Source organism: Lentibacter sp. XHP0401, from assembly GCF_025751535.1.
Taxonomy (GTDB): domain Bacteria; phylum Pseudomonadota; class Alphaproteobacteria; order Rhodobacterales; family Rhodobacteraceae; genus Lentibacter.
The window spans coordinates 195,112-218,299 of the sequence record NZ_JAOWLC010000004.1 but is presented as its reverse complement, the minus strand read 5'-3'; the positions used below and the strand labels follow the sequence as shown (position 1 = coordinate 218,299).

Here is a 23,188-nt window from a genome sequence, read left to right as displayed (position 1 = left end):
ACAAGCTTTCAAACTTCAATTCTGCAATAACGCGGCGTCATGACATCACTCAACACCCTTCTTTTGCCGTCTGACAAGGCAGGCATAGCCCAAGCCGCCGCTCTTCTGGCCGATGGCGGGCTCGTCGCGCTGCCCACCGAGACGGTCTATGGCCTCGGCGCCGATGCACGCGCAGGCAAGGCCGTGGCAGGCATCTACGCCGCCAAGGGCCGCCCCGGTTTCAACCCCCTCATCGTCCATGTCCCGAACTCCGCCGCCGCGCAGACCTACGTAAAATGGAATGATGCCGCCGAGCGCCTCGCATCCGCCTTTTGGCCCGGACCGCTCACGCTCGTTTTACCTTTGTGTGAGGGCCACGGTATCGCGAGCCTCGTTACGGCGGGCCTTGATAGTCTGGCCGTGCGCTGCCCTGCGCACCCTGTTGCACAAGCCCTGCTCACGGCCTTCAACGGACCAATAGCGGCTCCCTCGGCCAACCCCTCGGGCAAGATCAGCCCAACAACAGCCGCCCATGTCCTCGAAGGCCTAAGCGGCAAAATAGACGCCGTGCTGGATGGTGGCTCTACCGAGATCGGGCTGGAAAGCACAATTGTCGGCCTGACGGGTTTGGGGCAGACGGGCGCACCAACCTTGCTTCGCCACGGCTCCATCACCCGTGAGATGCTCGAAGCCGCTCTCGGCGCAGAACTCCATGAGGCCACGACACCCGCAGCCATCACCGCCCCGGGCCAGCTAGCCTCGCACTACGCACCCGACGCAGCCCTGCGCCTCAATGTCACAGCGACGGAACAAGGCGAAGCGCTCCTTGGGTTCGGCCCTGTTGAAAACGCCACGCTCAATCTCTCGCCCGCAGGGGACTTGCGCGAAGCCGCCGCGAACCTCTTCGCCATGTTGCGCGAACTTGATGCAACGGAGGTTAAAATCGCCGTCTCGCCGATCCCTGCACACGGGATAGGCCTTGCCATAAACGACAGGCTTATCCGCGCAGCGGCACCCCGTTGATGTTTGGTCAACTGTGCAGGTATCGAATTTGCTTCGCAAATCCGATCGTGGCGGGGGGCTAGCCCCCCGCCCCCCCCCAGGATATTTTTAGAAAGAGGAAGCGATAAGAGTCTGTTTTCAAGCGTGCCCTGCTGCAGCGGATAGCAACAAAGGATCAATTCCCAGCCGCTTCAAAGCCGCGCTCCACATCTGCTCGCCCCCGCCCGAAAACACAAACTCCGCGTCCGCAGGCCCGCTCAACCAGCCGTTCGCCAATATTTCACTCTCAAGTTGCCCTACACCCCAACCGGTATACCCCAGCATCAGCAAGGCGCGTGCCGGCCCTGTGTCCTGTGCCATATCTTCCAGCACATCAAGCGAAGCGCTCAAGCGCACATCCTCAAGCACCAGATGCGAGGACAGCCCCGAAACATATTCGCCGGAATGCAGCACGAAGCCCCGGCCCATCTCGACGGGCCCGCCGAAATGCACCTGATGCGCACGTTCGGACGCCCCGAGATTGAGCTGTTCGGTGAGCTCGGCAAAAGAAATCTCGTCAGAAGGCTTGTTCAAAATAAGCCCCATCGTGCCGTCTTTGGAATGCTCGCAAACCAGAATAACCGAGCGCTCGAACCGCGGATCACCGATATCGGGCATGGCAATCAGAAGCTGCCCTGTCAGATCGCTCATGTCGCTCATAACCGCACCCCTTCGTTGCCTTCACCTCACCTTAGCCAAGCGCCCCCGCGCATCACAAGCCCCGCGAGCGAAATCTTTCTCTCCGCATTGTGAGTTGCCGTTTCACCGCCTTTGCCCCATGTCAGTTTCATGAAAAAACTTATCGCCCTTTCAGCCGCGCTTCTGGCTTTCGCCCTCCCCGCGCTGGCCAATCAATACGCCAGCAAAGCCCAGACCCGCATTTTGCACGGCTGGACAGAACCCGACGGAACACGCATGGCCGCCATCGAAATCAGCCTCGCTGACGGGTGGCACACCTACTGGCGCGCTCCGGGCGATGCAGGCATCCCGCCACAGCTCAGCTGGCAAGCCTCACGCAATCTCTCGGCCGTCACCTTCAGCTGGCCGCGTCCGATGGTCTACGACCAGAACGGCATGCGTGCGATCATCTACAAAAACCGCCTCGTGCTGCCCATGGCGCTCAGCCCGCAAAATGCGGGCAAGCCGATCCGCTTCAAGGCCACGCTCGACATCGGCATCTGTAAAGACATCTGCGTGCCACTTCAGGTCAATCTGAACGAGATCATCTCCCCCGACAGCACCAACGCCACAAGCGATATCAAACAAGCGCTCGCCACTGTGCCGCACAAAGCGGCCGAAAACATCCGATGCACAACGAGCGCAGGCACACGTGGTATCATACTCACGGTTCTGGCCGATGTGCCCCGGCTCGGCAGCCCCGAGAATGCCGCTGTCGAAACAGGTGATCCCTTGGTCTGGGCGACCGATCCGAAAGTCAGCCGCATAGGCCGCAGCCTAAAGCTTGAAACCGAGTTTGTTCATGCCCTCGGCGGCGCGTTTGCGCTCAACCGCTCGGCTCTGCGCCTCACCCTCATCGGTTCGCGCGAAGCTGTCGATATTCAGGGCTGCGACTGACGCATCTTCAGCGCCGCACCAAAGCCCACGGCCGCCACCAGCACCAGAATTACCACACTCCCCGCAAGGAAAAGCCCGAGCGCTCCAAGCGCTGTTGTCGCGCTTAACACTGGCGCAATCGCAGGCGACAGGCTGCCAAACGCTGCAAACCAGCCGATGCTCAGCGCAAACCATATACCAATCAAAGCCGCACCAATGCCCACCGGCAATTGAACCCCGCGCGCGCCTTTGGCCTTCACCGCACGGCGCAAACCGGTTGTCTGGCGCGCAAAATCCGCCTGCATCGCAATAAGCGCCGGCACAACCAGCAACACAAGCACCATGCCAAAGCCAAGCCCGTAAACCAGAGTAATCACCGTGGGTTTGAGGAACTGCGCCTGCTGACTCTTCTCGTAAAGCAAAGGCGCAAGGCCAAGCACAGTTGTGAGTGTGGTCAAAAGCACAGGCCGCAAACGGTCGACCGCCCCGTCAATAATAGAGGGGACCAGCCCGCGTTCTTCGGCATAGTCGTCAATCGTGGTGATCAGAACAATCGAATCGTTGATGATAATTCCCGTCATCCCGAGCAATCCGACAACCGTGAACATGCTTAAAGGCACATCCCATGCCGCATGGCCATAAATCGTCCCGACAAGGCCGAAGGGGATGATCGCCATCACAACGGCAGGCCGCGTCCAGCTGGCAAAAACCCACGCCAGCACAAGGTAAATCCCGACCAGACAGAGGATAAACCCTGTCAAAGCATCGTTGAGAAATTCGTCTTCCTGCTCTGACAATCCCGCCAGGCGCCACTCAACCTGAAAGCGCGAGGCAATCCGAGGCAAAATCGTCTGCTCAAGCACTGTCATAATCTCGGCCGCCCGCGCGGCATCATCCTCGGAAATGTCCCCCGTGACAGAAACCGTGCGCAGCCCGTTCTCGCGCCGGATGGTCGAGAACCCCGCCTGCTCGCGCACACTCACAATATCGGACAGCGCCGCATACTGCCCGCCCGGCGCACGCATCTGCGTGCGGTAAATAAAATCAGCCGTCAGCTCGTCTTCAGGCAGCTCGACACGGATCTCGGCCGAGCGCGCGCCCTCGGGGTATGTCGCCGCCTCAAGCCCGCTGAGGCGGTGGCGCAGCTCGCGGCCAACCCCGTCAATGGTAAAGCCAAGCGCCTGCCCGCGCGCATTCAGGTCCAGCACAAACTCACCCTTGTCATAGGCAAGGTCGTCCTCCACCGCGCTCACTTCAGGATATTGTGCAACCGCCTCTTTCAAGGCCTCGCTTGCAGCTTTCAAAGTGTTCGCATCCGCGCCGTAAAACTGCACATCAAGCGCGTCGCCCCCCGGCCCCGATCGCCACCCGCGAAAGCTCACGGTTTCCAGCAGCGGATGGGTTGGCAAACGCTCTTGCAGCTCGGCCAGAAAGGCAAAACTCGAATAGGGCCGCAGGTCCGCATCAATCAGCTCGATCGCAACCGCGCCAAGCTCGTCCGGGTCTTTGGTGTCGGCCCCCGCCAGCCCGCGCCCTGTGTTGCCGCCCACTTGCGCAATAACATAATCAATCGGGTTGGCCCCGTACTTTTCCTCATATTCCGCGCCGAGGGTTTCGACCACTTGCTGAAACAGCCGCATCATCTCGAAGGTGTCTTCGCGGGTTGCCCCGGGAACCATGGCAAAATTCCCCGAAATCGAAGCCTGCTCGGGCGCGTTGAAAAACCGCCACTGCACATCGCCTCGCACAAGCATCGCAACCTGCGAGGCCAGAACCAACACAACCGCTGCCATAACAGGATAGCGCAGCTTCACGACCCAAGCCATGACAGGGCGGAAAAGGCGCTCGCGGACGTGCTCGAACCCACGGTTCACAACACGGCTCGGCATGTCATACCAATGCGTTTCAAACGCGTGTTTGAGAGAATGTGCCATGTGGTTTGGCAGAATGAGAAAGCACTCCACCAGGCTCGCCAGAAGCACAACAACAACCGTAAACGGAATATCCGAAATCATATCGCCAAAGCGCCCGCCAACCATGGTCAGTGCAAAAAAGGCAATCACGGTTGTCAGCGTTGCCGAAAACACCGGCATCGCCATGCGCTTGGCGGCGTTTTCTGCTGCCTCCACAGGCCCTTCACGCAGCTTTCGCAAGCGCGCATCGGCGTGTTCGCCCACCACAATGGCGTCATCAACAACAATCCCCAGTGTGATAATGAGCGCAAAAAGCGAGATCATATTGAATGTCAGCCCAAAGGCATACATCAGCGCAATCGCTGCCAGCATCGAAACGGGTATCCCCGCCGCCACCCAAAACGCCGTGCGCGCATTCAGAAACAGGAACAACAGCCCCACCACAAGGAAAAGCCCGACAAGCCCGTTGTCGAGCAATATATCAAGCCGCCCCGTAATGGCCTCGGCCCGCGTGCGGATCAGATCAATCGAAACACCGGGCGGCAGCGTCGCCTCAAGCTTCTCGGCAACCTCCTCAACCGCGTGTTGGATGCCAATCGCATCCCCGTTCGCCGAACGGTCCACCCGCACCGAAATTGCAGGGTTCGCGCCTACAAAATACGTCTCGCCGCGCAAAGCGCCCTCAACCTCGATCTGTGCCACATCACCGACAGTCAGCTTTGAGCCGTCCTCAAGCGCCTTCAGCACAATCTGCGAAATCTGCTCGGGGCTCCGTTTTTCAACACCGGTTCGCACCCGCGCATTGGCTCCGGTGACAGTTCCCGCAGGGTCGGTCTTCACTTCTTCCCCAATCGCGGCCGCGATCTGGGCAAAGGTGATGTCATGCTTGATCAGTTCGCGTGTGGCAACAATCACATTGGTCTTTTGCCCCGCGACCCCCCTGATGGTTGTGCGCGTCACGCCACCTTCAAAAAGCCGCGCCACAAATTCGTCGGCAAAGCGCGCAAGCTGCTCGGCCCCCACAGGCCCCGTAATCACAACATCCGTCACACGATCACGCCAGACACCACGGCTGACCTGAGGTTCATCGGCCTCCTCGGGCAACAGCGTGATAAAATCCACCGCCGCCTGCACATCATCGGCGGCACGTGCCATGTCCCAACCGGGCTCAAACTCCAGCGCAATGCGCGCAACACCCTCGCGTGAAGTCGAATTGGCCTCGGCCACACCTTCAACCGCCAGAAGAGCCGGTTCGAGCACCTGCACAATGCCCGCGTCAACATCCTCGGCGCCTGCGCCGTCCCATGTCACCGAGACAGACACGTTGTCCACAACCACATCAGGAAAAAACTGCGCCCGCATCCGTGGCGTCGCCACAAGCCCTGCAACAATCATCGCCACCAATAGCAGGTTGGCCACGGTTCTGTGGCGCGTAAAATACGAGATGATCCCGCCGATAAGCCCCACCTCGCGCATATCCTACCCCCCCATGCGGCTTTCAATCCGCTCAACCATTCTTGCCGGCACTTTCGGCTCCTTGAGCTGCGCCAGCATCCGCTCCTGCACGTCCTTGGGCATACGGCTGTTGGCCTCGATAGCGGCCACAAGCTTCGCGCGGCGTTCATCCGTCAGTTCGATAAGCTCGGGCGCAGCAGGCGCCTCCACAGCGGCCGCGGCCTCAACAGGGGTCACGCGGATTCCCGCACCCAACAAAGGTGTGCGCTTTGAAACGATAAGCCGCCCGTCCAGCGCGGGCGCACGGATGATAACATCGTCGCCCTGCCTGCGCAAAAGCTCGACAGAGACAAGCTCAAGCCGGTTGTCCTCACCAATCGCCAATACAGTGTCACCCGCACCCAGCGCCGTTGCGGCAATCAGCGAAACATTTTCCATCGGTTCTTCACTGATCTTCACTGTCACAAAATCACCGGGCTTGAAGCCCTTGGCTGCCTCCAGCCGTGCAAAAAGCACACGCCCTGTCTCTCCACTCGCGTTGGAAGCGCCCGCGCGGCTCAGCGTTCCCTTTGCCGAAAGGTCGATGCCAAAATCGCTCAACACAGCCAGAATTGCAGCGCGCTTCAACTGTCCGCTGTCGTCCAGAAGCCGCGCGTAATCCTGCGTTGAAATGCGAAAGGCCACTTCAAGCGCCTCCGCGTCCACAAGCTCGGCCAGCCGCTCGCCTGTGCTTACAAGCCGCCCCTCAACTGCGCTCACATCTGAAAGCACACCCTCAAACTGGGCCGTAATTTCCGTCTCGGCAAGGCGGCGCTCCGCCTCATTCAATGCAATACGCGCCCGCGCAAGCTGCGTTGCCGAGCTGTCCACCCGCGCCTCGGCCTGCGCCATGGCCTGCCTCCGGGTCAACACCGCCGCCTTGGCCGTGCTCGCGGCAATTTCGGCTGTCTCCACTGCCGCATCCGTGCCAACACGGCGCGCCTTCAGGTCTTGCTGGCGCACCAAAGCCCGCTCGCGCAAGGCAACCTGCTCTTCACTGTTCACAAGCTCGTCCCGCGCCAGTTCCAGCGCGCGCGCCGCGTCCCGCGCCTCGGCTTCGGCGTCCATCACATCGGCCTCGGCCCGCTCGAAAGCAGACTGCGCGTCCGCTTCGTCAATTCTGAGCATCACTTCGCCCTTGGCAAAGCGTCCGCCTTCGATGAAATTCTCGCTCATCATGACAACAGTCCCGCTCACAGCGGGGCGGACTTCAAGCGTGCGCAGGCTTTGCACCTCGCCATATGCGGTGATCACAGGCACCAGTGTTTCGCCCGTAACCCGCTGGGCATTCACAGAAAAAACCCTTTCCTGCGCCTGCGGCGCCCGTGCTTCACGGCTCATGCGGTCATTGATAGCACCCCGCACCAATATCGCGCCATAGGCCAGAAAGCCGAGTGTCACAGCCAGAATAAAAAGCCCCGTCAATCCACGCCGCAAAAACCGCATCCACCATCCTCTGTATACCTGATCGCCCCCACAAAAAGAGCGCGCTCTGAACTTATACGCCTCTGCTGCGCATTTCAGTCGAAAATACTTTCAAAAAACTGTTCATAGGTGCGCACAAATGAAAAATCCTTCGCCTGCGCCTCGGTCAAAAAGGCAAAACCCGCCCCTCCCCAAGGCAAACATCACCCGGTTCAACGCGCTGGCCCAACTCGAAAATATGGATCATCCAGTCGGGAGAAACACTCGACGCAATCATAGAACGCGGGCTCAAATCGGCCTCGGCAATGCGCATTCCCGTCTCCTCGTGAAACTCGCGCACAGCAGCCGCGCGCAGGCTTTCGCCCGCCTCCACGCGCCCGCCAAAAAAGCTCCAAAGCCCTGCTCCCGCCACATGCGGCAGGTCATCGCGCAACTGGCAAAGGATACGCCCCTTCATGTCGCGCACAAAAAGCGCGACAACCCGCACGGCGATCACCTCGGGTTGCTCTCCGACAGGCTCGAAAGTATCGCTCATTTTCGTCGCTTGTGCTCTTCAAGCCGTGGCATGATCTCGACGAAGTTACAGGGCATATGGCGGTAATCGAGCTGCCACTTCAGTATCTCGTCCCAGCCGTCCTTACACGCCCCGGGGCTGCCCGGCAGTGCAAACAAATAGCATCCGCCCGCTACACCTGCAGTCGCGCGGCTCTGCACAGCGCTCGTGCCGATCTTGCCAAAGCTGATCATGGTAAACAACGTGCCGAACGCGTCGATCTCTTTCTCGTAAACGTCCCTGTGGGCTTCCACAGACACATCCCGTCCCGTCAGCCCCGTGCCGCCCGTCGAGATAATCACGTCAACCTCGCCAGACGCCACCCAGGCGCGCAGCTCGGCGGCAATATCGGCGCGCTCGTCGCGGACAATCTTGCGCGCGACAAGCACATGCCCCGCCTCTTCGATCCTGCCCGCCAGAATATTACCCGAGCGGTCCTCGGCCAGCTCGCGCGTGTCACTCACCGTCAAAACTGCGATCCGCACAGGGATAAACTCGCGGTTTTCGTCAATTCTGCTCATGTCAGCCTCGCTTTAATCTCTAACAAATCCGCCCATGCCTCACGCTTCAAATGCGGCTGGCGCAAAAGCGTCTCCGGCGGAAACATCGGCATTGCCGGCACACCGTAAGCTTCCGCCCAGGTCCCGCGCAGCCGCGTGATCCCACGCTGCCCAAGAGCAGCATCACATGAAATATTGCCCATCAATATCACCAGATCGGGCTTTGCCAGCGCCACATGCCGCGCCATAAACGGCCGCATCATCGAAACTTCTTCAGGGCTCGGCCCCGACTGGTTCAAAAGCCGCCAAGGCATCACCGTGGTCGCGTAAACGCTCTCCTCAAGGCTCAGGCCAATCGCCCCCAGCATCTTGCCCAAAAGCGCATTTGCCTGCCCGACAAAAGGCTTGCCTTCGCGGTCTCCCTCACGGTCGGGTGCTTCCCCGATAATCATCACCCGTGCGTCAGCAGCGCCATCACCAAACACAAGGTTGCGCGCCCCGCGTTTCAGCTCGCAATGCTCAAAGCCCTCAAGCTTGACCCGTAGCTGCGCCAAGTCCTGCGCAGCCTCCGCCGCAGCGCGGGCCACAGCCACAGCATCCACCTTCAGCGCTTCAACATGCACATTCTGCACTTGGGGGGCAGCCGCCGCCACAGCGGGCTTGGCCTTCACCTTCTCGACAAGTTCGAAGCGGTTCACAGGCGCCTCGCTCAGCGCCTCATTCGCGCCAAGCTCTACCTGCCATTCGAGCGCCGCGCGCATCGCGTAATAATCCTGAGCCGATTCCATGTGCCAAGCCTACCCCATCACAAGCGCCGCCAAAACAGCGAATGACCGATTGCGCAAGCAAAGCCCAGCGCCTATAACGCCACACAGTTTTAAAGGGAGCTGAGAGCATGAGCTTTGCACATCGTCACCTTTTAGGGATCGAACAGCTCTCCCAATCCGATATCACTTCCCTGCTTGATCTGGCCGATCAATATGTCGCACTCAACCGCTCGGCGCACAAACACTCCGATGCCCTTGCAGGGCTCACCCAGATCAACATGTTCTTTGAAAACTCGACCCGCACGCAGGCCAGCTTCGAGTTGGCAGGCAAGCGTCTCGGGGCCGATGTGATGAACATGGCAATGGGCGCTTCCTCGATCAAAAAAGGCGAAACGCTGGTCGATACGGCGCTGACGCTCAATGCCATGCACCCCGATCTGCTTGTGGTCCGTCACCCCAATTCAGGCGCAGTCGATCTGCTCGCCCAAAAGGTCAACTGCGCTGTCCTCAACGCAGGCGATGGAAGCCACGAACACCCGACTCAGGCACTGCTCGATGCGCTCACAATCCGCCGCGCCAAAGGCCGCCTGCACCGCCTCAGCATTGCCATCTGCGGCGATATCGCGCACTCCCGCGTGGCCCGCAGCAACATCATGCTGCTCGGCAAAATGGAGAACCGCGTCCGCCTCATCGGCCCGCCCACACTGATGCCGAGCGAAATCAGAGAGTTCGGCGTCGAAGTCTTTGATGATATGCGCGAAGGCCTTCAGGATGTTGACGTGGTGATGATGCTCCGCCTGCAAAAAGAGCGTATGGACGGCGGTTTCATCCCTTCGGAGCGCGAATATTATCACCGCTTCGGCCTCACCGCCGACAAGCTCACCGCTGCCAGACCCGATGCCATCGTTATGCACCCGGGGCCGATGAACCGCGGTGTCGAAATTGACGGCGACATCGCTGATGATGTCACCCGCTCGGTTATTCAGGAACAGGTCGAAATGGGCGTCGCCGTGCGCATGGCCGCTATGGACCTACTGGCCCGCAACCTGCGCCAGAAGCCGCCGAAAGACACCTATGTCTAAGCGCGATCTTCCCGCCCCCGTCACCACACTTCTGGATGACGAGGCCTTCCTCGGAACCTACACCCCCGACATCTGGACCTTTATCCAGCGCTCGCTTCTCATCGGATTTGTCACAGCCCTGTTCTTCGGCCCCATCATCGGCCTGCCACCACAGACATGGATGCCCATCATGGCATTCACCACCATCTTCTCGGCTTTCATCTTTGATGATTACACAAGCTGGCTACGCCACCGCACCGATGTCTGGCATCTCACCTCCCTGCGCCTCATTTATGAAAACACCAACGCACCCGAGCAAAACGCAGCTGTCAATCTCGCCGACATTCATGCCACAAAGCGTATGCTTTATAAAAACCTGCGCATTGATCTCGAGATAGGGCAATCCGTGTTGATGAAATACCTCACCCGCCCCCGCACGGTCGAGCGTGATATTGATATGGCGCGCCTCGCCCTTATGGGCACGATCGCCGACGAAGCCGATATTCCAGCCGAAGAGAACGCCGAATGAGCACTGTAGTCGCCGAGTTCCCGCCCGCCCGCAGCACCTATATCCGTGAGCACATCATGCTCGCCGCCATCGGCTCCTTGCTGCTGTCCGGCATTCTCTTCTACATCGGCAATCCGCACCCGTGGACAGGCGTTGTCGGCTCCGTCCTCGCCATCGGCGCGCGCGGCGCATATGCCATGAGCGAACAACTCGGCATGGTCTGGAAACTCACCGACAGCAAACTCGTCGGCCCTGACGGGCGCATCATCCCGCTCGCCGATGTCGCCGACGCGCGCACCATGCTCTCCGCGCTACAAGTCATCACCAGGACGGGCGACAAATACCTCATCAAATACCAATCCGACCCCGCCGCCGGCGCAGCCCAGATCCTGCGCACCCGCGACGCCGCCCTGAGCGCAAGGAGCTGATATGAAAACCCTATTCACCAACGCCAGGCTCATCGACCCCGAGGCCCAGACCGAGATCACAGGCTGGCTCCTCGTTGAAAACGGCAAAATAGCTGCCACAGGCCGGAATGAGCCCCCCCAAGCCGACGAAATCACCGACGGCAAAGGCCTCTGCCTCGCACCGGGCATTGTCGATATCGGTGTCAAAGTCGGCGAGCCGGGCGAGCGCCACAAAGAAAGCTACGCCTCCGCTGCCCGCGCAGCCGCTGCCGGCGGTGTCACCACAATGGTCATCCGCCCCGATACCTCCCCCGCAATCGACACCCCCGAAGCGCTCGAATTCGTCAAGCGCCGCGCCAATGAAGACAGCGCCGTGAATGTCCTGCATCTCGCGGCCCTCACCAAAGGCCGCGAGGGGCGCGAGATGACAGAACTCGGCTTCCTGCTCGATGCAGGCGCCGTGGGCTTCTCCGATTGCGACGCAGTCGTTACCAACACCAAGGTTTTCCAGCGCGCCCTCACCTATGCGCGCTCCCTCGGCGCGCTCGTCATCGCGCATCCGCAAGAGCCAATCCTCTCGGCAGGGGCCGCTGTCACCTCGGGCAAGTTCGCCACACTTCGGGGGCTCCCCGCCGTATCTCCGATGGCCGAGCGCATGGGCCTTGACCGCGATATCGCGCTGCTTGAAATGACCGGCGCACGCTATCACGCCGACCAGATCACAACCGCCCGCGCCCTGCCCGCCCTTGAGCGCGCAAAGAACAACGGCCTTGATATCACGGCAGGCACATCCATCCATCACCTCACGCTCAACGAGCTTGACGTGGCCGACTACCGCAGCTTCTTCAAGCTCAAGCCTCCGTTGCGGAGCGAAGATGACCGCCTCGCCACGGTTGAAGCCGTTGCCAGCGGGCTCATCGACACCATCAGCTCAATGCACACGCCGCAAGACGAAGAAAGCAAGCGCCTGCCCTATGAGGAAGCCGCCTCTGGCGCCGTCGCGCTCGAAACCCTGCTGCCCGCTGCCATGCGCCTTGTCCATGCGGGCGGGCTCACGCTGGCGCAACTGTTCCGGGCACTGGCGCTCAATCCGGCCAATCGCCTCGGCCTAAAATCCGGCCGCCTTGCCAAAGGTGCGCCCGCCGACCTCATGCTCTTTGACCCAGACAAACCCTTTGTGCTCGACAGAACCACACTCCATTCCAAATCAAAGAACACCCCCTTTGACGGGCAGCGCCTGCAAGGTAAGGTCTTCGCAACGTATGTTGCTGGCAAAAAGGTCTTCGGCTGATGCCCCTGATTGAACACTCCGCCGCCGTCCTCGCCCTCTGGGCGCTCATCGGCTATTTTCTTGGTTCGGTTCCCTTCGGCCTGCTCATTTCCCGTGTGATGAACCTCGGCGATGTCCGAGCCATCGGTTCGGGCAACATCGGCGCAACCAATGTCTTGCGCACAGGCAACAAAACCGCCGCCGCACTCACGCTTGTTCTCGATGGCGCAAAAGGGGCCGTGGCCGTGCTTCTGGCCCGCGCTCTGGCAGGCGAAGATGCGGCTCAGCTCGCTGGCCTTTTCGCCTTCCTCGGCCATTGCTTCCCCGTCTGGCTCGGCTTTAAAGGCGGCAAGGGCGTTGCCACGTTCTTCGGCCTTTTGCTCGCGCTCAGCTGGCCCGTGGGTCTTGCCTGCTGCGCCACATGGCTCGCCACTTTCGCAATCTGGCGGATTTCCTCGCTCGCTGCTGTCGCCGCCGCCAGCACCTCGACAGTCTGGATGGCCCTGCTCGGCGCACAACCCGTCCTGCTTCTCGGGATCATGCTCACAGTTCTGGTCTTCTTCACGCACCGCGCCAACATCGACCGCCTCCGCGCCGGCACAGAGCCCAAATTCGGCAGCAAAAAATAAAGTTACAAATCTCTTGCAAGTTTCTGTCTAGTCACTTATTTCTGTCACAACAGAAACTTCAGAAGCAAGCGACTCGCCATGCAGCTCACCCCCTCCATGCAAGACTTTATCCTTCACTGGGGAGAGATGGGCGCAAAATGGGGCGTCAACCGCTCCGTTGCCCAGATCCACGCGCTCTTGCACCTCTCCCCCGATCCGATGACCGCCGAGGAAATCTGCGACACACTCAGCCTCGCGCGTTCCAATGTCTCGACCGCGCTCAAAGAGCTGCAAGGCTGGAAGCTCGTCAAAACCTCCCGTCAGCTTGGCGACAGACGGGATCACTTTCACTCCGTCCGCGATATGTTTGATCTGGTCAACACCGTGGTCGAAGGCCGCCGCGAGCGCGAATACGTCCCGACGCTTGAGGCCCTGCGCATCGTCGCCGCCGAGGCCGGGAGCGACGGAACTCCCGAACACATCCGCGCCCGCTACGCGGAAACGCTCGATACCATGCAACAGTTTGATGACTGGTATTCCGAGATCGCCAAACTACCGCGTGGCACCCAGACAGCCCTCCTCAAGCTCGGCGCAAAAATCGCCCGTTTCCTGCCGAAAGGCTCCTGACGTTCAAAAATTTTGCCTACTAATTTCGGAGATTACAGAAATGTCCGCACTCACAAAAAGCCACTTACTTTACCCGACACAGCGCATCCACATGCCCGCCTTCTTCGCGGCGCTCGTTCTCGCGCCGATCATCATAACAGGCGCAACCTTCTGGCTCGTTGTTCCGGTTTTTGCAGTTGTCATAGGCGCGCCCGCCTATCTCGGGCTCGGTCTTCCGCTCTTGATCTGGCATCTGTCGCGCGCCCCCTGCAACGCTGGCGAAATCGCCGCGCTCGCCTTCGTCAGCAACTTCACCGCTTTATGCCTCACAACCTTCGCCGCCTTTGCCCTTGGCAAAGAGCAAATCGTCGAGGCCACAATTTTCTACTTCGGTTTCGGGCTCATATTCGCCCCCCTCTGGGGCTGGATGTTCGGCCTGCTCTACAACCGTTTCACCCGCAACGCAGCTTGAAAGGAAACGCTATGTTTGCAACATCCCTCATCTATCTCGCAGCCTCCCTCGGCACAGTCTTCGTGCTCAGCCTGATGATCCTCAAGATCGGCAAAATGCTCGGCGACTGCCCCGAAACAGGATTTCGCGCGCGCACCGCCTCCGTGACCGTGGCCACAGGCTACGCCGCAATCGGCGCGGGCTCAGTCCTCCTCATCGGCGCGGCCTTGCCCCTGTTTCAAGAGGCCGGCAACCTCGTGCTCTTGCCGATGCTCGGCTTCGCCGCCCTCTGCCTCGGCCTGGGCTTCACCCAAGCCGTCACAACCCTGCGCCACGTGCTCGCAGAAAAAACCGCCTGAAAAATGTAACGCACCGTGCGGAATACCGTACGGTGCGTTACCTAATTTTCCCTTAACAACAACGCGATTCAACCGGTGCACGCTTCGTGCACGCGTGGTGCACGTATTTCACCCCCCCCGGAATCGGTGGTTTTCAAGCGTGTTAACCAGCCTGAACGCTGCCTTAATCAGTATGAATAATCAGCGTAAATACTGCTCAAATCTCCGTCCCAATCTGTCTCGTATCGGCGCAAAAGCTCGTCCGCAGGCACTTCTCCGCTTTCAAGAGATTCCTTCAACGCATTGAGGAAATGGGTCTCATCTGGAATCATCCCACCAGCCCCGGCTTGGCCTCGCGCCTTCAATCCGGCCTCCGAAATAGTCACCACTTCACGCGCCAGATCATACATCTTCACACCGTGGGTTTCGGCCTGCAAACCCTGCTCGGACGAGGCCACACGCAGCGCCTCACGGGTCTCTGCATCCCAGCCTTTGGTGAGGTCCAGCGCCGCGTCAAGCGCGCCGTCATCATACATGAGGCCCACCCAGAAAGCAGGCAGCGCACAGAGCCTGCGCCACGGCCCGCCATCGGCCCCGCGCATCTCCATATATTTCTTGATCCGCGCCTCGGGAAACAGGGTTGTCAGGTGATCTGCCCAATCTGAAAGTGTCGGCATCTCACCCGGCATAGCGGGCAGTTCGCCCTTCAGAAAATCACGGAAAGACTGCCCTAAAGCATTGATATACTTGCCATCGCGATAAACAAAATACATCGGCACATCGAGCGCATATTCCACCCAGCGTTCAAAGCCGAAGCCCTCTTCAAAAACAAACGGAACCATCCCGGTTCGCGCATCATCCAGATCACGCCAGACGCGGCTACGCCAGCTTTTGTGGCCGTTTGGCTTGCCCTCAAAAAACGGCGAGTTCGCGAACAGCGCGGTGGCCACAGGCTGCAGCGCAATCGCCGCGCGCATTTTCTTCACCATGTCGGCTTCCGAGGCAAAATCAAGGTTCACCTGCACAGTGCAAGTGCGCCGCATCATATCGCGGCCCATCGTCCCGACTTTTTGCATGTAATCGTTCATCAGCTTGTAGCGGCCCTTGGGCATCAGCGGCATTTGCTCATGAGTCCAAATAGGCGCCGCGCCCAGCCCGATAAAGCCCACGCCAACAGCGTCGGCCACATCCTTAACTTCCTTGAGATGGATGTTAACCTCGTCGCATGTCTGGTGAATATTCTCCAAAGGCGCACCGGAAAGCTCCAACTGCCCCCCCGGCTCAAGGCTCACATTCGCCCCATCCTTTTCTAATCCAACGATATTTTCGCCTTCAAAGACAGGGTTCCAGCCGTGCTTGTGCTGCAAGCCTTCCAGCACGGCGCGCACAGAACGCTCACCTTCGTAAGGAATTGGTAAGAGAGTATCCTTACAGTAGCCAAACTTCTCGTGTTCGGTGCCGATTTTCCATTCGCTCTTGGGTTTGCACCCCTCGGCCATATACTCGGCCAATTGCGCGTAATGTTCGATCGGGCCGCCGCCGGACTGAGGGATAGACATGTGTAAGCTCCGATATGTTCGCGTGAGGGGTTAGGAGTGCAGGCGCGGGCGCGGGCTGTCAATGCGCGTCAGCGCATCTTTGCGCCAAATCACGCGTGCGTGATCCTTCGCGCCGCGCTGCGCCGTAAGCAACCTGTCGGCAGAAAGGCCCGGCAAAGCGGCAAAGGCGTCAAACAACTGTGGTGCGCCCTTGGCATTCGCAGGAATAACGAGCTCCGGCAGCCCTGCCTGCCTAAGTGTCCAGACAGGCGGATTGGGCCGCGCATCATAGGTGAGCTCGGTGAGTTCACGCACTGCAATCATCCCGCCGCTTTCCGGCGCAAAATAACTTATCTGGCCTTCATCCACTTCGACAAACCCGCGCCCGCCTTCTCCACGGGCAAACCAGGCCCGCTGAAGGAAGGAAAACAGCAACAATCCCGAAGCTGCCATCACTATGTAGCCAAGCCATGGCAGCAACCCAAAGGAGAAAGCCGCCCAGTAGGCGCCCAACAGAAAAGCAAAAGTGGCGACAAGCACTTCTTTGTATTTGTTGAGGAATTTTTCGGCCTCTGGTCTGATGAAACTCATGCCCAATCCCCCAAAACTTGTTGCCAAACAGTCAGTGCCGCAACAGCCGCAGTATCAGCCCGCAAAATCCGCGGCCCAAGGCTCACTGGATAAGCAAATGGCAAACCATGAAGCCGCGCGCGCTCGGCCTGAGAAAAGCCTCCCTCAGGCCCGATCAGCACCGCCCAAGGCCCCGCCCCGGTAGCCTGCAAAGCCTCTTGCGCGCCCGTCTGTCCCGCAATGCCTTCATCACAAAACATAAGCTTGCGCTCGGCAGGCCACTTGTCGAGTAAGGTAGAAAGCTTCATTAAATCAGCTACTTCCGGAACAAATGTTCCGCCACATTGCTCTGCCGCTTCCAACGCATGCGCCTGCAAACGGTCTTGTCTAATCCGCTCCGCATTGGTGAAATCCGTCTGCACAGGCACAATCCGTGCCGCGCCCATCTCGGCGGCTTTCTCGACAATAAAATCCGTACGCGCTTTTTTAATCGGTGCAAACAGCAACCAAAGATCAGGCGGATTCACCTGTGGCCCGCGCTGCTCTTTGCACAAAAGCTCGCCACCTCGCTTGCTGGCTGTGGAAACTTCCGCCAACCACTCGCCATCTTTGCCATTGAAAACAGCAAGTTGCGCACCAATCTGCTGACGCATCACGCCAAAAAGGTAATGCGACTGCGCTTTATCCAAAGCCAGCGATTGCCCCGCCCCCAGCGGGTGATCTACAAACAATCTGATTTTTACATCTGTCATGGGCCAAAACATATGAGCAGCGAAAAGAATACGCCAGAGCAGAACGGACAAGTTGCCGATGCCGTGAAAGGCAATTGGGTTGACCGTTACGCCCCCATAGCCACCCGCCCTTACCTGCGCCTCTCGCGCGCCGACAGGCCCATCGGCACATGGCTTTTGCTCATCCCCTGCTGGTGGGGCTTGCTGTTGGCTATGCTGCACGACCGCCTCGTCACCTGGCATGACCTCTGGATATTCGCCGCCTGCGGGGCGGGAGCGTGGCTTATGCGCGGCGCGGGTTGCACATGGAACGATATCACCGACCGCGACTTTGATGGCGCAGTTGAACGAACCCGCTCGCGGCCTATCCCCTCGGGGCAGGTGACCACCCGCCAAGCCGCCATTTGGATGTGCTTACAAGCCCTTATCGCCTTTTTCATCCTCCTCACATTCAACACAGCAGCCGTATTGCTCGGCATACTCGCGCTTGTGCCATTGGCCGTGTATCCCTTTGCCAAGCGCTTCACATGGTGGCCGCAAATCTTTCTCGGGCTTGCGTTTAACTGGGGCGCCCTGCTCGCATGGACAGCTCACCGCGGTGAACTCGAAGCCCCCGCACTCTACCTCTATGTTGCAGGGATTGTGTGGACTCTGTTCTATGACACTATCTATGCCCATCAAGACACCGAAGATGACGCCCTCATCGGCATAAAATCAACCGCGCGGCTTTTTGGCAGCCAGAGCCCCATGTGGCTCAGCCGCTTCCTTGCCGCCACTGTCACGCTTTTGGGCATCGCGATCATCGGTGCGATGCTGAGCAGTGCGAGCAGCCCTTTTTCCATGACAGTCGCTCTGGCCGGGGCCTGCGCTATGGGTTGGCACATGCTTTGGCAGCTGCGCCTTTTTGACGCTGAAGATAACGCAATTCTACTCAAACTCTTCCGCTCAAACCGCGATGCAGGGCTCATCCCCTTGCTGTTTTTCGCCGTAGCGCTCTTAGTGTGATTGAAACCCCTGTTCTCACGGCTTAAGAGAGTTCGGGTAACCTCTGATTAATAGGTCTAATGCGCGTATCATCCATACTCATTCTTTCCGGAACGTTCGTAGGCGCGGCGCTTTTGTCCTTCTTTGCGGCAACTTTTGCTGTAACGCTGGTTGAAGAAACGTCTGAATACAGCGTGCGTCAAGCACTTGATTCTAAAGAGCTTACATGGGCGGAAGTCGAGGCGAACGGCCTTCAGGTTCTGCTCATCGGAACAGCGCCCTCCGAGGCAAAACGCTTTATTGCGATCAGCACAGCGGGCAGCGTGGTTGATGCCGCCCGAGTGATTGACGAAATGGATGTTGAGGCTTTGGCAGCCCTCGCCGCTCCGCGCTTTTCAATCGAAATTTTGCGCAATGACAACGAAGTTTCGCTCATTGGCCTGATCCCGACAGGGGCAGACCGGGAAGACCTGCTCAAACGCCTCGGGCGCATCTCGAGCGATGACGAAATCGCCGATCTCCTCGAAAGTGCCGATTACGACATCCCTGACGGCTGGGAGAATGCTGTCGATTTTGGCCTTGAAGCCCTTGAGGCTCTGCCCCGATCCAAAATCTCGATTGATGCGCGCCGCGTGATGATTACGGCAATGGCCGAGAGCGAAGAGAAGAAACAGCGCATCGAAAGCCAGCTCAAGCGCAATGCGCCATCGGGCTTGCGTCTGGGCTTTGATATATCTTCTCCACGCCCTGTCATTACCCCGTTTTCTCTACGTTATTTACAAGACGATGCCGGACCCCGCTTTGACAACTGTTCAGCCGACACAGAAGAATCCCGCTCCAAAATTATCGGGGCAGCCCGCAAAGCCGGGATTGAGGGCGAGGTGGAATGCCGTGTGGGCCTAGGCGTTCCCTCTCCGAATTGGGCGGATGCGGCATCTCTCGCAATAGCAGCTGTTGCCGAGCTTAAGGGCGGCTCGGTGACTTTCTCTGACGCGGATGTCACGTTGATTTCTCCAGCGGGAACAGATCAGCGCGAGTTTGATCGTATCGTTGGAGCGCTGGAAAACAGCTTGCCTGATGTCTTTGCATTACACGCCGTTCTCACACCTGACCCCTCCGACCCAAGTCAGGGTCCTGCCGAGTTTGTCGCGACTTTGAGCCCCGAAGGCCTTGTGCAGCTCAACGGCCGCCTGAACGACGAAATCGTCGCTCAAACTGCCGAGAGTTTTGCAACCGCGCGCTTCGGGAGTGCAACGGTCAGCAACCGTGCCCGCACCGATGAAACACTGCCCGGCGATTGGCCCCTACGGGTCTTGTCGGGGCTTGAGGCGCTTTCACTCCTGTCAAACGGATCAGCAACCGTAACAGCCGAAGACATCACCCTCGCCGGCAACACGGGTAACAAAAATGCCCGCTCCGAAATTACCAAACTGCTTTCCGAAAAGCTGGGGGAAGGTGCACGGTTTTCTGTTGAAGTCACCTATCTGGAAAAGCTTGACCCAATCGCGAGTATGCTGACGCCTGATGAATGCGAAGCCAAAATCGCTGAAATCCTGCGTATCAAGAAAATCTCCTTTGAGCCCGGCAGCGGGACTGTTGATGCGGGCTCCGGAGCCACCCTCGACGAGATTGCGGAAGTTCTGAAGAATTGCACGGAACTGACAATGGAGATCGCGGGCCACACCGATAGCCAAGGTGGCGAAGAGATGAACGAGACCCTCTCGAAATCACGTGCGCAGGCCGTGTTGAACGCCCTGCGCGACAGGCGCATTATTACAAGCGGCTTTGAAGCTGTTGGATATGGCGAGATGCAGCCCATTGCTTCGAACGACACTGAAGAAGGCCGTGAAGCAAATCGTCGCATTGAGTTTAAGCTCGTGCGCCCCGAGCCTGAGGCAAGCACGGAAACAACGCTTGAAAGCATCGAGCAAACTGGTGCATCAGACACCGACGAACAAGCCGATGAAGAAGCGGCATCGAGCGAGGGCCAAGACGAATGACACGCACCGAGTTTATTATCGCGACAGCGATCATCCTGTTTATTGCCTTTTGCATGGGTTGGTTCGTCAATTGGCTTGTCCACCGCTTCACGCGGGTGTCGCGTGGCGACATGGAGGAGCTGGAGAAGATGGCACAAGAGTTGCACGAGGCCGAAGAGACCCGCGATCAGGCGATTACCTATTTGCAGCAGCGCGAAGCGGAGCTGACAAACCAGCTCTCCCAGACAGAAGCCGAGCTTGCAGCTGCCATGGAAGGCCTACGCGATGCGCGTCATGAAGCCGAAGAAATGCGCGCTTATGTCGAGCGGATCAGCTCAGCCAATACCTAAGCTTCAGCTAACTCCAGCCCTGCAAACCGTGCAAACCTTGTCAGTTCAGCAACCCATTTTTGCTGACGTGCGGCGCCCCATTTGACGCCCGCTTCTGGCCAGAGCTGAGCCACTTTTAGCATACCTGACTTGCGGTCGGCCTTCAGCTCGGCGCGGCCAACGAACCTTGTGCCTTCAAGGATAGGATAGACATAATACCCCCATTTTCTCTTGGCTTTAGGCACAAATATCTCGTTGCGATAGTCAAATCCGAAGAGCTTGTTGCAACGTGTTCTGTCACGGATGGCAGGGTCAAACGGATTGAGAATACGCAGCCCGCCGCTGGCCGAACCAAGTGTCTCAAGGTGCGCTTCGATACTTGGCATAGCCCAGAGCAGGGCCTTGCTTTTATCGGCCAGTTCGACGCTGACCTGGACAAGCTCTGTCCCGCTTTGGGCCAGCCAGCCCCTCACCTCAGCCGCGCTGCAAGCATCCCAGAACCGCTGAATCTCTCCTGCACTTGCAAAACCGAGGCGCTCCAGAGCTGCGCGGCAGAGCCAGTCGATTTGGTCTTCATGGTCAAGCCGCTGCGCGTGTAGATGCTCGGGAAAGACCCGCTCGGCGAGGTCATAATATTTTACGAATTTCTCACGATGGCATGTTGCGAGTTCGCCTGCATACCACATGAAATCCAGAGCGAGCTTGTGCGGCGGGCGCTGCCACATTTCTTTTGGGCGTGGCCCCTCGCTTTCAAAATCCTTGGTGGATAGCGGACCTTCCCGAGCAATGCGGGCTTTGATAGCGGCGCGGCCTTCGGCGTCGGGCATGTTTTTCCACCAGCCTGCTTGCACAATTTTGTCAGCACGGCGCTGGAACTGCCGCTGCCACATCGGTAGGAAAGCCATTGGAATAAGGCTGGCATCATGCGTGAAGTGCTCAAAGAAATCTCTTTTCTTCAGTGACTTATCTAGGATGCCGCGGCGATACTTCTGATTGCGCGACCAGATGATATGATCATGCGCGCGCTCGATATGGCGGATAGAGTCAAGCTGGATGAACCCAAGATCTTCACCGATTTGGCGGACATCAAGAGGGCCTGTCGGAGCCTTCAGCAACCCGTGCCGCTCGAGCCAGAGAATGCGTGCGGTGCGGTTAGAAAGCGTTAACACACTCATTTTTGCCAGCGCGTAAGCGCGGCTTCGTCTTCATCTCGGGCATCGACCCATTCGGAGCCGTCTTTTGAAACTTCTTTCTTCCAGAACGGCGCGCGGGATTTGAGGAAATCCATCAAAAACTCGGCCGCTTCAAACGCATCCTTCCGATGACGCGCGGCGGTGGCGACCATCATGATCATTTCACCCGCGCGCATTTTGCCAATTCGGTGAATGATCATTGCGTCTTCCAGTGACCATTTGGTTAACGCATCATCCGCAATCTGGCGCAGAGCGCTTTCTGTCATGCCCGGGTAGTGCTCGATATCCATGTAGTCCAGCGAATTCCGGGCGTTATCGCGCACGATACCTGTGAAGGTGACGACCGCGCCGGAAGCACTTGTTTTGCTGGAGAAGGTGCTTGCTTCCTGACCCAGATCGAACGGGTTTTCCTGCACGCGAATATCCATTTATCCACCCGTCATCGGCGGGAAGAACGCAACTTCGCGCACACCTTTCAAGGGAGCGTCAAAATCAGCCAACTCCTGATCAACGGCCACGCGCAAGGCGGAAAGGTCTTCAAAAGCAGCGGCGTAGCGCTCTTCACGCGCGCTTAGTTCTGTTACAAGCTCGGCTACAGTGTTTGCTTTTGTCTCAACCACCTCGCGTGGCAGTCCTATCCGTTCGCGCACCCATGCAAAATAAAGCACATCCATGGCTTAATCCTTCAGGTAAGGGATTGATTTACGAAAGTAATCCCATCCTGTGATCATCGTAAGGATTGCCGCGAGCCAAAGCAAGATCATGCCGATAGGCCCGGCCCATGCGGCGCCAAAGGCCTTCCAGCGGATGCCAAACACATCTTCTTCACTGCCGGAAAGCACCTGACCGATGATTTCATCATTCATGCCCATTGTAGCCATGCCGAAGTAATGCTCGAAGATTTCTCGTGAGAAAAGCACAGCGATTGCAACCATTTGTAAGGTGGTTTTCCACTTGGCAAGCTTGGTAACTTTGAGCGTTCCTGCTGTATCTCCGAGGAACTCGCGCAAGCCTGAAACAAAGACTTCACGGAAGAGAATAAAGGTAGCGGGTAACACAAGCCATGGTGTCCAGCTTGTGTCGGAATACCCTACAATGATCATCAGGGCGATGACGACCATGGCCTTGTCAGCGATCGGATCAAGCATCGCGCCGAGCTTTGTCTCCTGCTTCCACATGCGGGCCAGATAGCCGTCAAACCAGTCGGTTGCGGCAGCCGTCACGAAAAGGATAAGCGCGAACCAATCCGCATAAGGCCTTGTGAAATATAGAAACATCACCGCCACGGCCGGGGCGGCGAGCAGGCGCAGAGCCGTGAGGATATTTGGAATATTCCAGATCATATTAACCAACCTTCTAGCCCGTTTCAAAGCAGGGGAAAAGCTGCAA

General features: G+C 58.5%; 26 protein-coding genes. 13 read left to right on the top strand and 13 right to left on the bottom strand.

Annotated elements, in window-relative coordinates; translation table 11 throughout:
• Positions 1-39: 39 nt before the first annotated feature.
• Entirely contained in the window at positions 40-1,002 is a 963-nt protein-coding gene (locus OE750_RS07405) for an L-threonylcarbamoyladenylate synthase (protein ID WP_263763080.1), read from the top strand.
• Positions 1,003-1,119: 117 nt separating this feature from the next.
• On the opposite strand, the gene OE750_RS07400 is transcribed toward OE750_RS07405, so the two are convergent.
• Positions 1,120-1,680: a YqgE/AlgH family protein gene (locus OE750_RS07400; protein WP_263763078.1), complete on the bottom strand. Its 561-nt coding sequence runs from the start codon at positions 1,678-1,680 to the stop codon at positions 1,120-1,122.
• Positions 1,681-1,809: 129 nt separating this feature from the next.
• Here OE750_RS07400 and OE750_RS07395 point away from each other — a divergent pair, with 129 nt between their 5' ends.
• Positions 1,810-2,595, top strand: a complete 786-nt coding sequence (locus tag OE750_RS07395) for a protein-disulfide reductase DsbD domain-containing protein (protein ID WP_263763076.1) — start codon at positions 1,810-1,812, stop codon at positions 2,593-2,595.
• On the opposite strand, the gene OE750_RS07390 is transcribed toward OE750_RS07395, so the two are convergent.
• From OE750_RS07390 to OE750_RS07370, 5 genes are all read right to left on the bottom strand, one after another.
• Entirely contained in the window at positions 2,580-5,963 is a 3,384-nt protein-coding gene (locus OE750_RS07390) for an efflux RND transporter permease subunit (RefSeq protein WP_263763074.1), read from the bottom strand. The genes OE750_RS07395 and OE750_RS07390 overlap by 16 nt on opposite strands.
• A 3-nt stretch (positions 5,964-5,966) precedes the next feature.
• Positions 5,967-7,427, bottom strand: coding sequence for an efflux RND transporter periplasmic adaptor subunit (locus OE750_RS07385; RefSeq protein WP_263763072.1), 1,461 nt, complete (start codon positions 7,425-7,427; stop codon positions 5,967-5,969).
• A gap of 145 nt (positions 7,428-7,572) precedes the next feature.
• Positions 7,573-7,941 carry an NUDIX domain-containing protein gene (locus OE750_RS07380; RefSeq protein ID WP_263763070.1) on the bottom strand — a complete coding sequence of 123 codons (369 nt, stop codon included), beginning with the start codon at positions 7,939-7,941 and terminating at the stop codon, positions 7,573-7,575.
• On the bottom strand, positions 7,938-8,480 hold the full coding sequence (moaB, locus tag OE750_RS07375; RefSeq protein ID WP_263763068.1) for a molybdenum cofactor biosynthesis protein B: 543 nt from the start codon (positions 8,478-8,480) through the stop codon (positions 7,938-7,940). The genes OE750_RS07380 and moaB overlap by 4 nt, the downstream gene beginning before the upstream one ends.
• Positions 8,477-9,247 carry a uracil-DNA glycosylase gene (locus OE750_RS07370; protein WP_263763066.1) on the bottom strand — a complete coding sequence of 257 codons (771 nt, stop codon included), beginning with the start codon at positions 9,245-9,247 and terminating at the stop codon, positions 8,477-8,479. The genes moaB and OE750_RS07370 overlap by 4 nt, the downstream gene beginning before the upstream one ends.
• 107 nt (positions 9,248-9,354) lie before the next feature.
• On the opposite strand from OE750_RS07370, the gene OE750_RS07365 reads away from it, so the two are divergent.
• From OE750_RS07365 to OE750_RS07330, 8 genes are all read left to right on the top strand, one after another.
• On the top strand, positions 9,355-10,308 hold the full coding sequence (locus OE750_RS07365) for an aspartate carbamoyltransferase catalytic subunit (RefSeq protein ID WP_263763065.1): 954 nt from the start codon (positions 9,355-9,357) through the stop codon (positions 10,306-10,308).
• Complete coding sequence (locus OE750_RS07360) at positions 10,301-10,816, top strand: hypothetical protein (RefSeq protein ID WP_263763063.1); 516 nt, start codon at positions 10,301-10,303, stop codon at positions 10,814-10,816. Before OE750_RS07365 ends, OE750_RS07360 begins: the two co-directional genes overlap by 8 nt.
• Positions 10,813-11,223: a hypothetical protein gene (locus OE750_RS07355; RefSeq protein ID WP_263763060.1), complete on the top strand. Its 411-nt coding sequence runs from the start codon at positions 10,813-10,815 to the stop codon at positions 11,221-11,223. Before OE750_RS07360 ends, OE750_RS07355 begins: the two co-directional genes overlap by 4 nt.
• Before the next feature lies 1 nt (position 11,224).
• Positions 11,225-12,493 carry a dihydroorotase gene (gene pyrC / locus OE750_RS07350; protein WP_263763058.1) on the top strand — a complete coding sequence of 423 codons (1,269 nt, stop codon included), beginning with the start codon at positions 11,225-11,227 and terminating at the stop codon, positions 12,491-12,493.
• On the top strand, positions 12,493-13,101 hold the full coding sequence (plsY, locus tag OE750_RS07345; protein WP_263763056.1) for a glycerol-3-phosphate 1-O-acyltransferase PlsY: 609 nt from the start codon (positions 12,493-12,495) through the stop codon (positions 13,099-13,101). Before pyrC ends, plsY begins: the two co-directional genes overlap by 1 nt.
• Before the next feature lie 78 nt (positions 13,102-13,179).
• Positions 13,180-13,707 (top strand): GbsR/MarR family transcriptional regulator, encoded by a 528-nt coding sequence (locus OE750_RS07340; protein ID WP_263763054.1) that lies wholly within the window; start codon positions 13,180-13,182, stop codon positions 13,705-13,707.
• 40 nt (positions 13,708-13,747) lie between these two features.
• Positions 13,748-14,158: a hypothetical protein gene (locus OE750_RS07335; RefSeq protein ID WP_263763052.1), complete on the top strand. Its 411-nt coding sequence runs from the start codon at positions 13,748-13,750 to the stop codon at positions 14,156-14,158.
• An 11-nt stretch (positions 14,159-14,169) separates the two neighbouring features.
• Complete coding sequence (locus OE750_RS07330; RefSeq protein ID WP_263763050.1) at positions 14,170-14,496, top strand: hypothetical protein; 327 nt, start codon at positions 14,170-14,172, stop codon at positions 14,494-14,496.
• Between the two features lie 167 nt (positions 14,497-14,663).
• Here the strand turns inward: OE750_RS07330 and OE750_RS07325 are convergent, their stop codons facing one another.
• From OE750_RS07325 to OE750_RS07315, 3 genes are read right to left on the bottom strand one after another with little or no spacing between them, the layout of a single operon-like run.
• The gene (locus OE750_RS07325; protein WP_263763048.1) at positions 14,664-16,034 is read right to left on the bottom strand and encodes a glutamate--cysteine ligase; all 1,371 of its coding nucleotides are present in this window, start codon (positions 16,032-16,034) and stop codon (positions 14,664-14,666) included.
• A 30-nt stretch (positions 16,035-16,064) separates the two neighbouring features.
• Entirely contained in the window at positions 16,065-16,604 is a 540-nt protein-coding gene (locus OE750_RS07320; RefSeq protein ID WP_263763046.1) for a hypothetical protein, read from the bottom strand.
• On the bottom strand, positions 16,601-17,335 hold the full coding sequence (locus OE750_RS07315; protein WP_263763044.1) for a 16S rRNA (uracil(1498)-N(3))-methyltransferase: 735 nt from the start codon (positions 17,333-17,335) through the stop codon (positions 16,601-16,603). Before OE750_RS07315 ends, OE750_RS07320 begins: the two co-directional genes overlap by 4 nt.
• 12 nt (positions 17,336-17,347) lie before the next feature.
• On the opposite strand from OE750_RS07315, the gene ubiA reads away from it, so the two are divergent.
• The 3 genes from ubiA to OE750_RS07300 are packed head-to-tail and all read left to right on the top strand — an operon-like array spanning position 17,348 to position 20,627.
• Positions 17,348-18,319: a 4-hydroxybenzoate octaprenyltransferase gene (ubiA, locus tag OE750_RS07310; protein WP_263763042.1), complete on the top strand. Its 972-nt coding sequence runs from the start codon at positions 17,348-17,350 to the stop codon at positions 18,317-18,319.
• A 59-nt stretch (positions 18,320-18,378) separates the two neighbouring features.
• Complete coding sequence (locus OE750_RS07305) at positions 18,379-20,298, top strand: OmpA family protein (protein WP_263763040.1); 1,920 nt, start codon at positions 18,379-18,381, stop codon at positions 20,296-20,298.
• On the top strand, positions 20,295-20,627 hold the full coding sequence (locus OE750_RS07300) for a hypothetical protein (RefSeq protein ID WP_263763038.1): 333 nt from the start codon (positions 20,295-20,297) through the stop codon (positions 20,625-20,627). Before OE750_RS07305 ends, OE750_RS07300 begins: the two co-directional genes overlap by 4 nt.
• Here the strand turns inward: OE750_RS07300 and OE750_RS07295 are convergent.
• The 4 genes from OE750_RS07295 to pgsA are packed head-to-tail and all read right to left on the bottom strand — an operon-like array spanning position 20,624 to position 23,142.
• Complete coding sequence (locus tag OE750_RS07295; protein ID WP_263763036.1) at positions 20,624-21,781, bottom strand: winged helix-turn-helix domain-containing protein; 1,158 nt, start codon at positions 21,779-21,781, stop codon at positions 20,624-20,626. The genes OE750_RS07300 and OE750_RS07295 overlap by 4 nt on opposite strands.
• Positions 21,778-22,227 (bottom strand): molybdenum cofactor biosynthesis protein MoaE, encoded by a 450-nt coding sequence (locus OE750_RS07290; RefSeq protein ID WP_263763034.1) that lies wholly within the window; start codon positions 22,225-22,227, stop codon positions 21,778-21,780. Before OE750_RS07290 ends, OE750_RS07295 begins: the two co-directional genes overlap by 4 nt.
• Positions 22,228-22,473: a molybdopterin converting factor subunit 1 gene (gene moaD, locus OE750_RS07285; protein WP_263763032.1), complete on the bottom strand. Its 246-nt coding sequence runs from the start codon at positions 22,471-22,473 to the stop codon at positions 22,228-22,230.
• 3 nt (positions 22,474-22,476) lie between these two features.
• Positions 22,477-23,142: a CDP-diacylglycerol--glycerol-3-phosphate 3-phosphatidyltransferase gene (gene pgsA, locus OE750_RS07280; RefSeq protein WP_263763030.1), complete on the bottom strand. Its 666-nt coding sequence runs from the start codon at positions 23,140-23,142 to the stop codon at positions 22,477-22,479.
• Positions 23,143-23,188 lie beyond the last annotated feature (46 nt).

Coding starts and splice junctions, on each gene's coding strand:
- OE750_RS07405 (WP_263763080.1), top strand. CDS start 40: ATGACATCACTCAACACCCTTCTTTTGCCGTCTGACAAGGCAGGCATA.
- OE750_RS07400 (WP_263763078.1), bottom strand. CDS start 1,680: ATGAGCGACATGAGCGATCTGACAGGGCAGCTTCTGATTGCCATGCCC.
- OE750_RS07395 (WP_263763076.1), top strand. CDS start 1,810: ATGAAAAAACTTATCGCCCTTTCAGCCGCGCTTCTGGCTTTCGCCCTC.
- OE750_RS07390 (WP_263763074.1), bottom strand. CDS start 5,963: ATGCGCGAGGTGGGGCTTATCGGCGGGATCATCTCGTATTTTACGCGC.
- OE750_RS07385 (WP_263763072.1), bottom strand. CDS start 7,427: ATGCGGTTTTTGCGGCGTGGATTGACGGGGCTTTTTATTCTGGCTGTG.
- OE750_RS07380 (WP_263763070.1), bottom strand. CDS start 7,941: ATGAGCGATACTTTCGAGCCTGTCGGAGAGCAACCCGAGGTGATCGCC.
- moaB (WP_263763068.1), bottom strand. CDS start 8,480: ATGAGCAGAATTGACGAAAACCGCGAGTTTATCCCTGTGCGGATCGCA.
- OE750_RS07370 (WP_263763066.1), bottom strand. CDS start 9,247: ATGGAATCGGCTCAGGATTATTACGCGATGCGCGCGGCGCTCGAATGG.
- OE750_RS07365 (WP_263763065.1), top strand. CDS start 9,355: ATGAGCTTTGCACATCGTCACCTTTTAGGGATCGAACAGCTCTCCCAA.
- OE750_RS07360 (WP_263763063.1), top strand. CDS start 10,301: ATGTCTAAGCGCGATCTTCCCGCCCCCGTCACCACACTTCTGGATGAC.
- OE750_RS07355 (WP_263763060.1), top strand. CDS start 10,813: ATGAGCACTGTAGTCGCCGAGTTCCCGCCCGCCCGCAGCACCTATATC.
- pyrC (WP_263763058.1), top strand. CDS start 11,225: ATGAAAACCCTATTCACCAACGCCAGGCTCATCGACCCCGAGGCCCAG.
- plsY (WP_263763056.1), top strand. CDS start 12,493: ATGCCCCTGATTGAACACTCCGCCGCCGTCCTCGCCCTCTGGGCGCTC.
- OE750_RS07340 (WP_263763054.1), top strand. CDS start 13,180: ATGCAGCTCACCCCCTCCATGCAAGACTTTATCCTTCACTGGGGAGAG.
- OE750_RS07335 (WP_263763052.1), top strand. CDS start 13,748: ATGTCCGCACTCACAAAAAGCCACTTACTTTACCCGACACAGCGCATC.
- OE750_RS07330 (WP_263763050.1), top strand. CDS start 14,170: ATGTTTGCAACATCCCTCATCTATCTCGCAGCCTCCCTCGGCACAGTC.
- OE750_RS07325 (WP_263763048.1), bottom strand. CDS start 16,034: ATGTCTATCCCTCAGTCCGGCGGCGGCCCGATCGAACATTACGCGCAA.
- OE750_RS07320 (WP_263763046.1), bottom strand. CDS start 16,604: ATGAGTTTCATCAGACCAGAGGCCGAAAAATTCCTCAACAAATACAAA.
- OE750_RS07315 (WP_263763044.1), bottom strand. CDS start 17,335: ATGACAGATGTAAAAATCAGATTGTTTGTAGATCACCCGCTGGGGGCG.
- ubiA (WP_263763042.1), top strand. CDS start 17,348: ATGAGCAGCGAAAAGAATACGCCAGAGCAGAACGGACAAGTTGCCGAT.
- OE750_RS07305 (WP_263763040.1), top strand. CDS start 18,379: ATGCGCGTATCATCCATACTCATTCTTTCCGGAACGTTCGTAGGCGCG.
- OE750_RS07300 (WP_263763038.1), top strand. CDS start 20,295: ATGACACGCACCGAGTTTATTATCGCGACAGCGATCATCCTGTTTATT.
- OE750_RS07295 (WP_263763036.1), bottom strand. CDS start 21,781: ATGAGTGTGTTAACGCTTTCTAACCGCACCGCACGCATTCTCTGGCTC.
- OE750_RS07290 (WP_263763034.1), bottom strand. CDS start 22,227: ATGGATATTCGCGTGCAGGAAAACCCGTTCGATCTGGGTCAGGAAGCA.
- moaD (WP_263763032.1), bottom strand. CDS start 22,473: ATGGATGTGCTTTATTTTGCATGGGTGCGCGAACGGATAGGACTGCCA.
- pgsA (WP_263763030.1), bottom strand. CDS start 23,142: ATGATCTGGAATATTCCAAATATCCTCACGGCTCTGCGCCTGCTCGCC.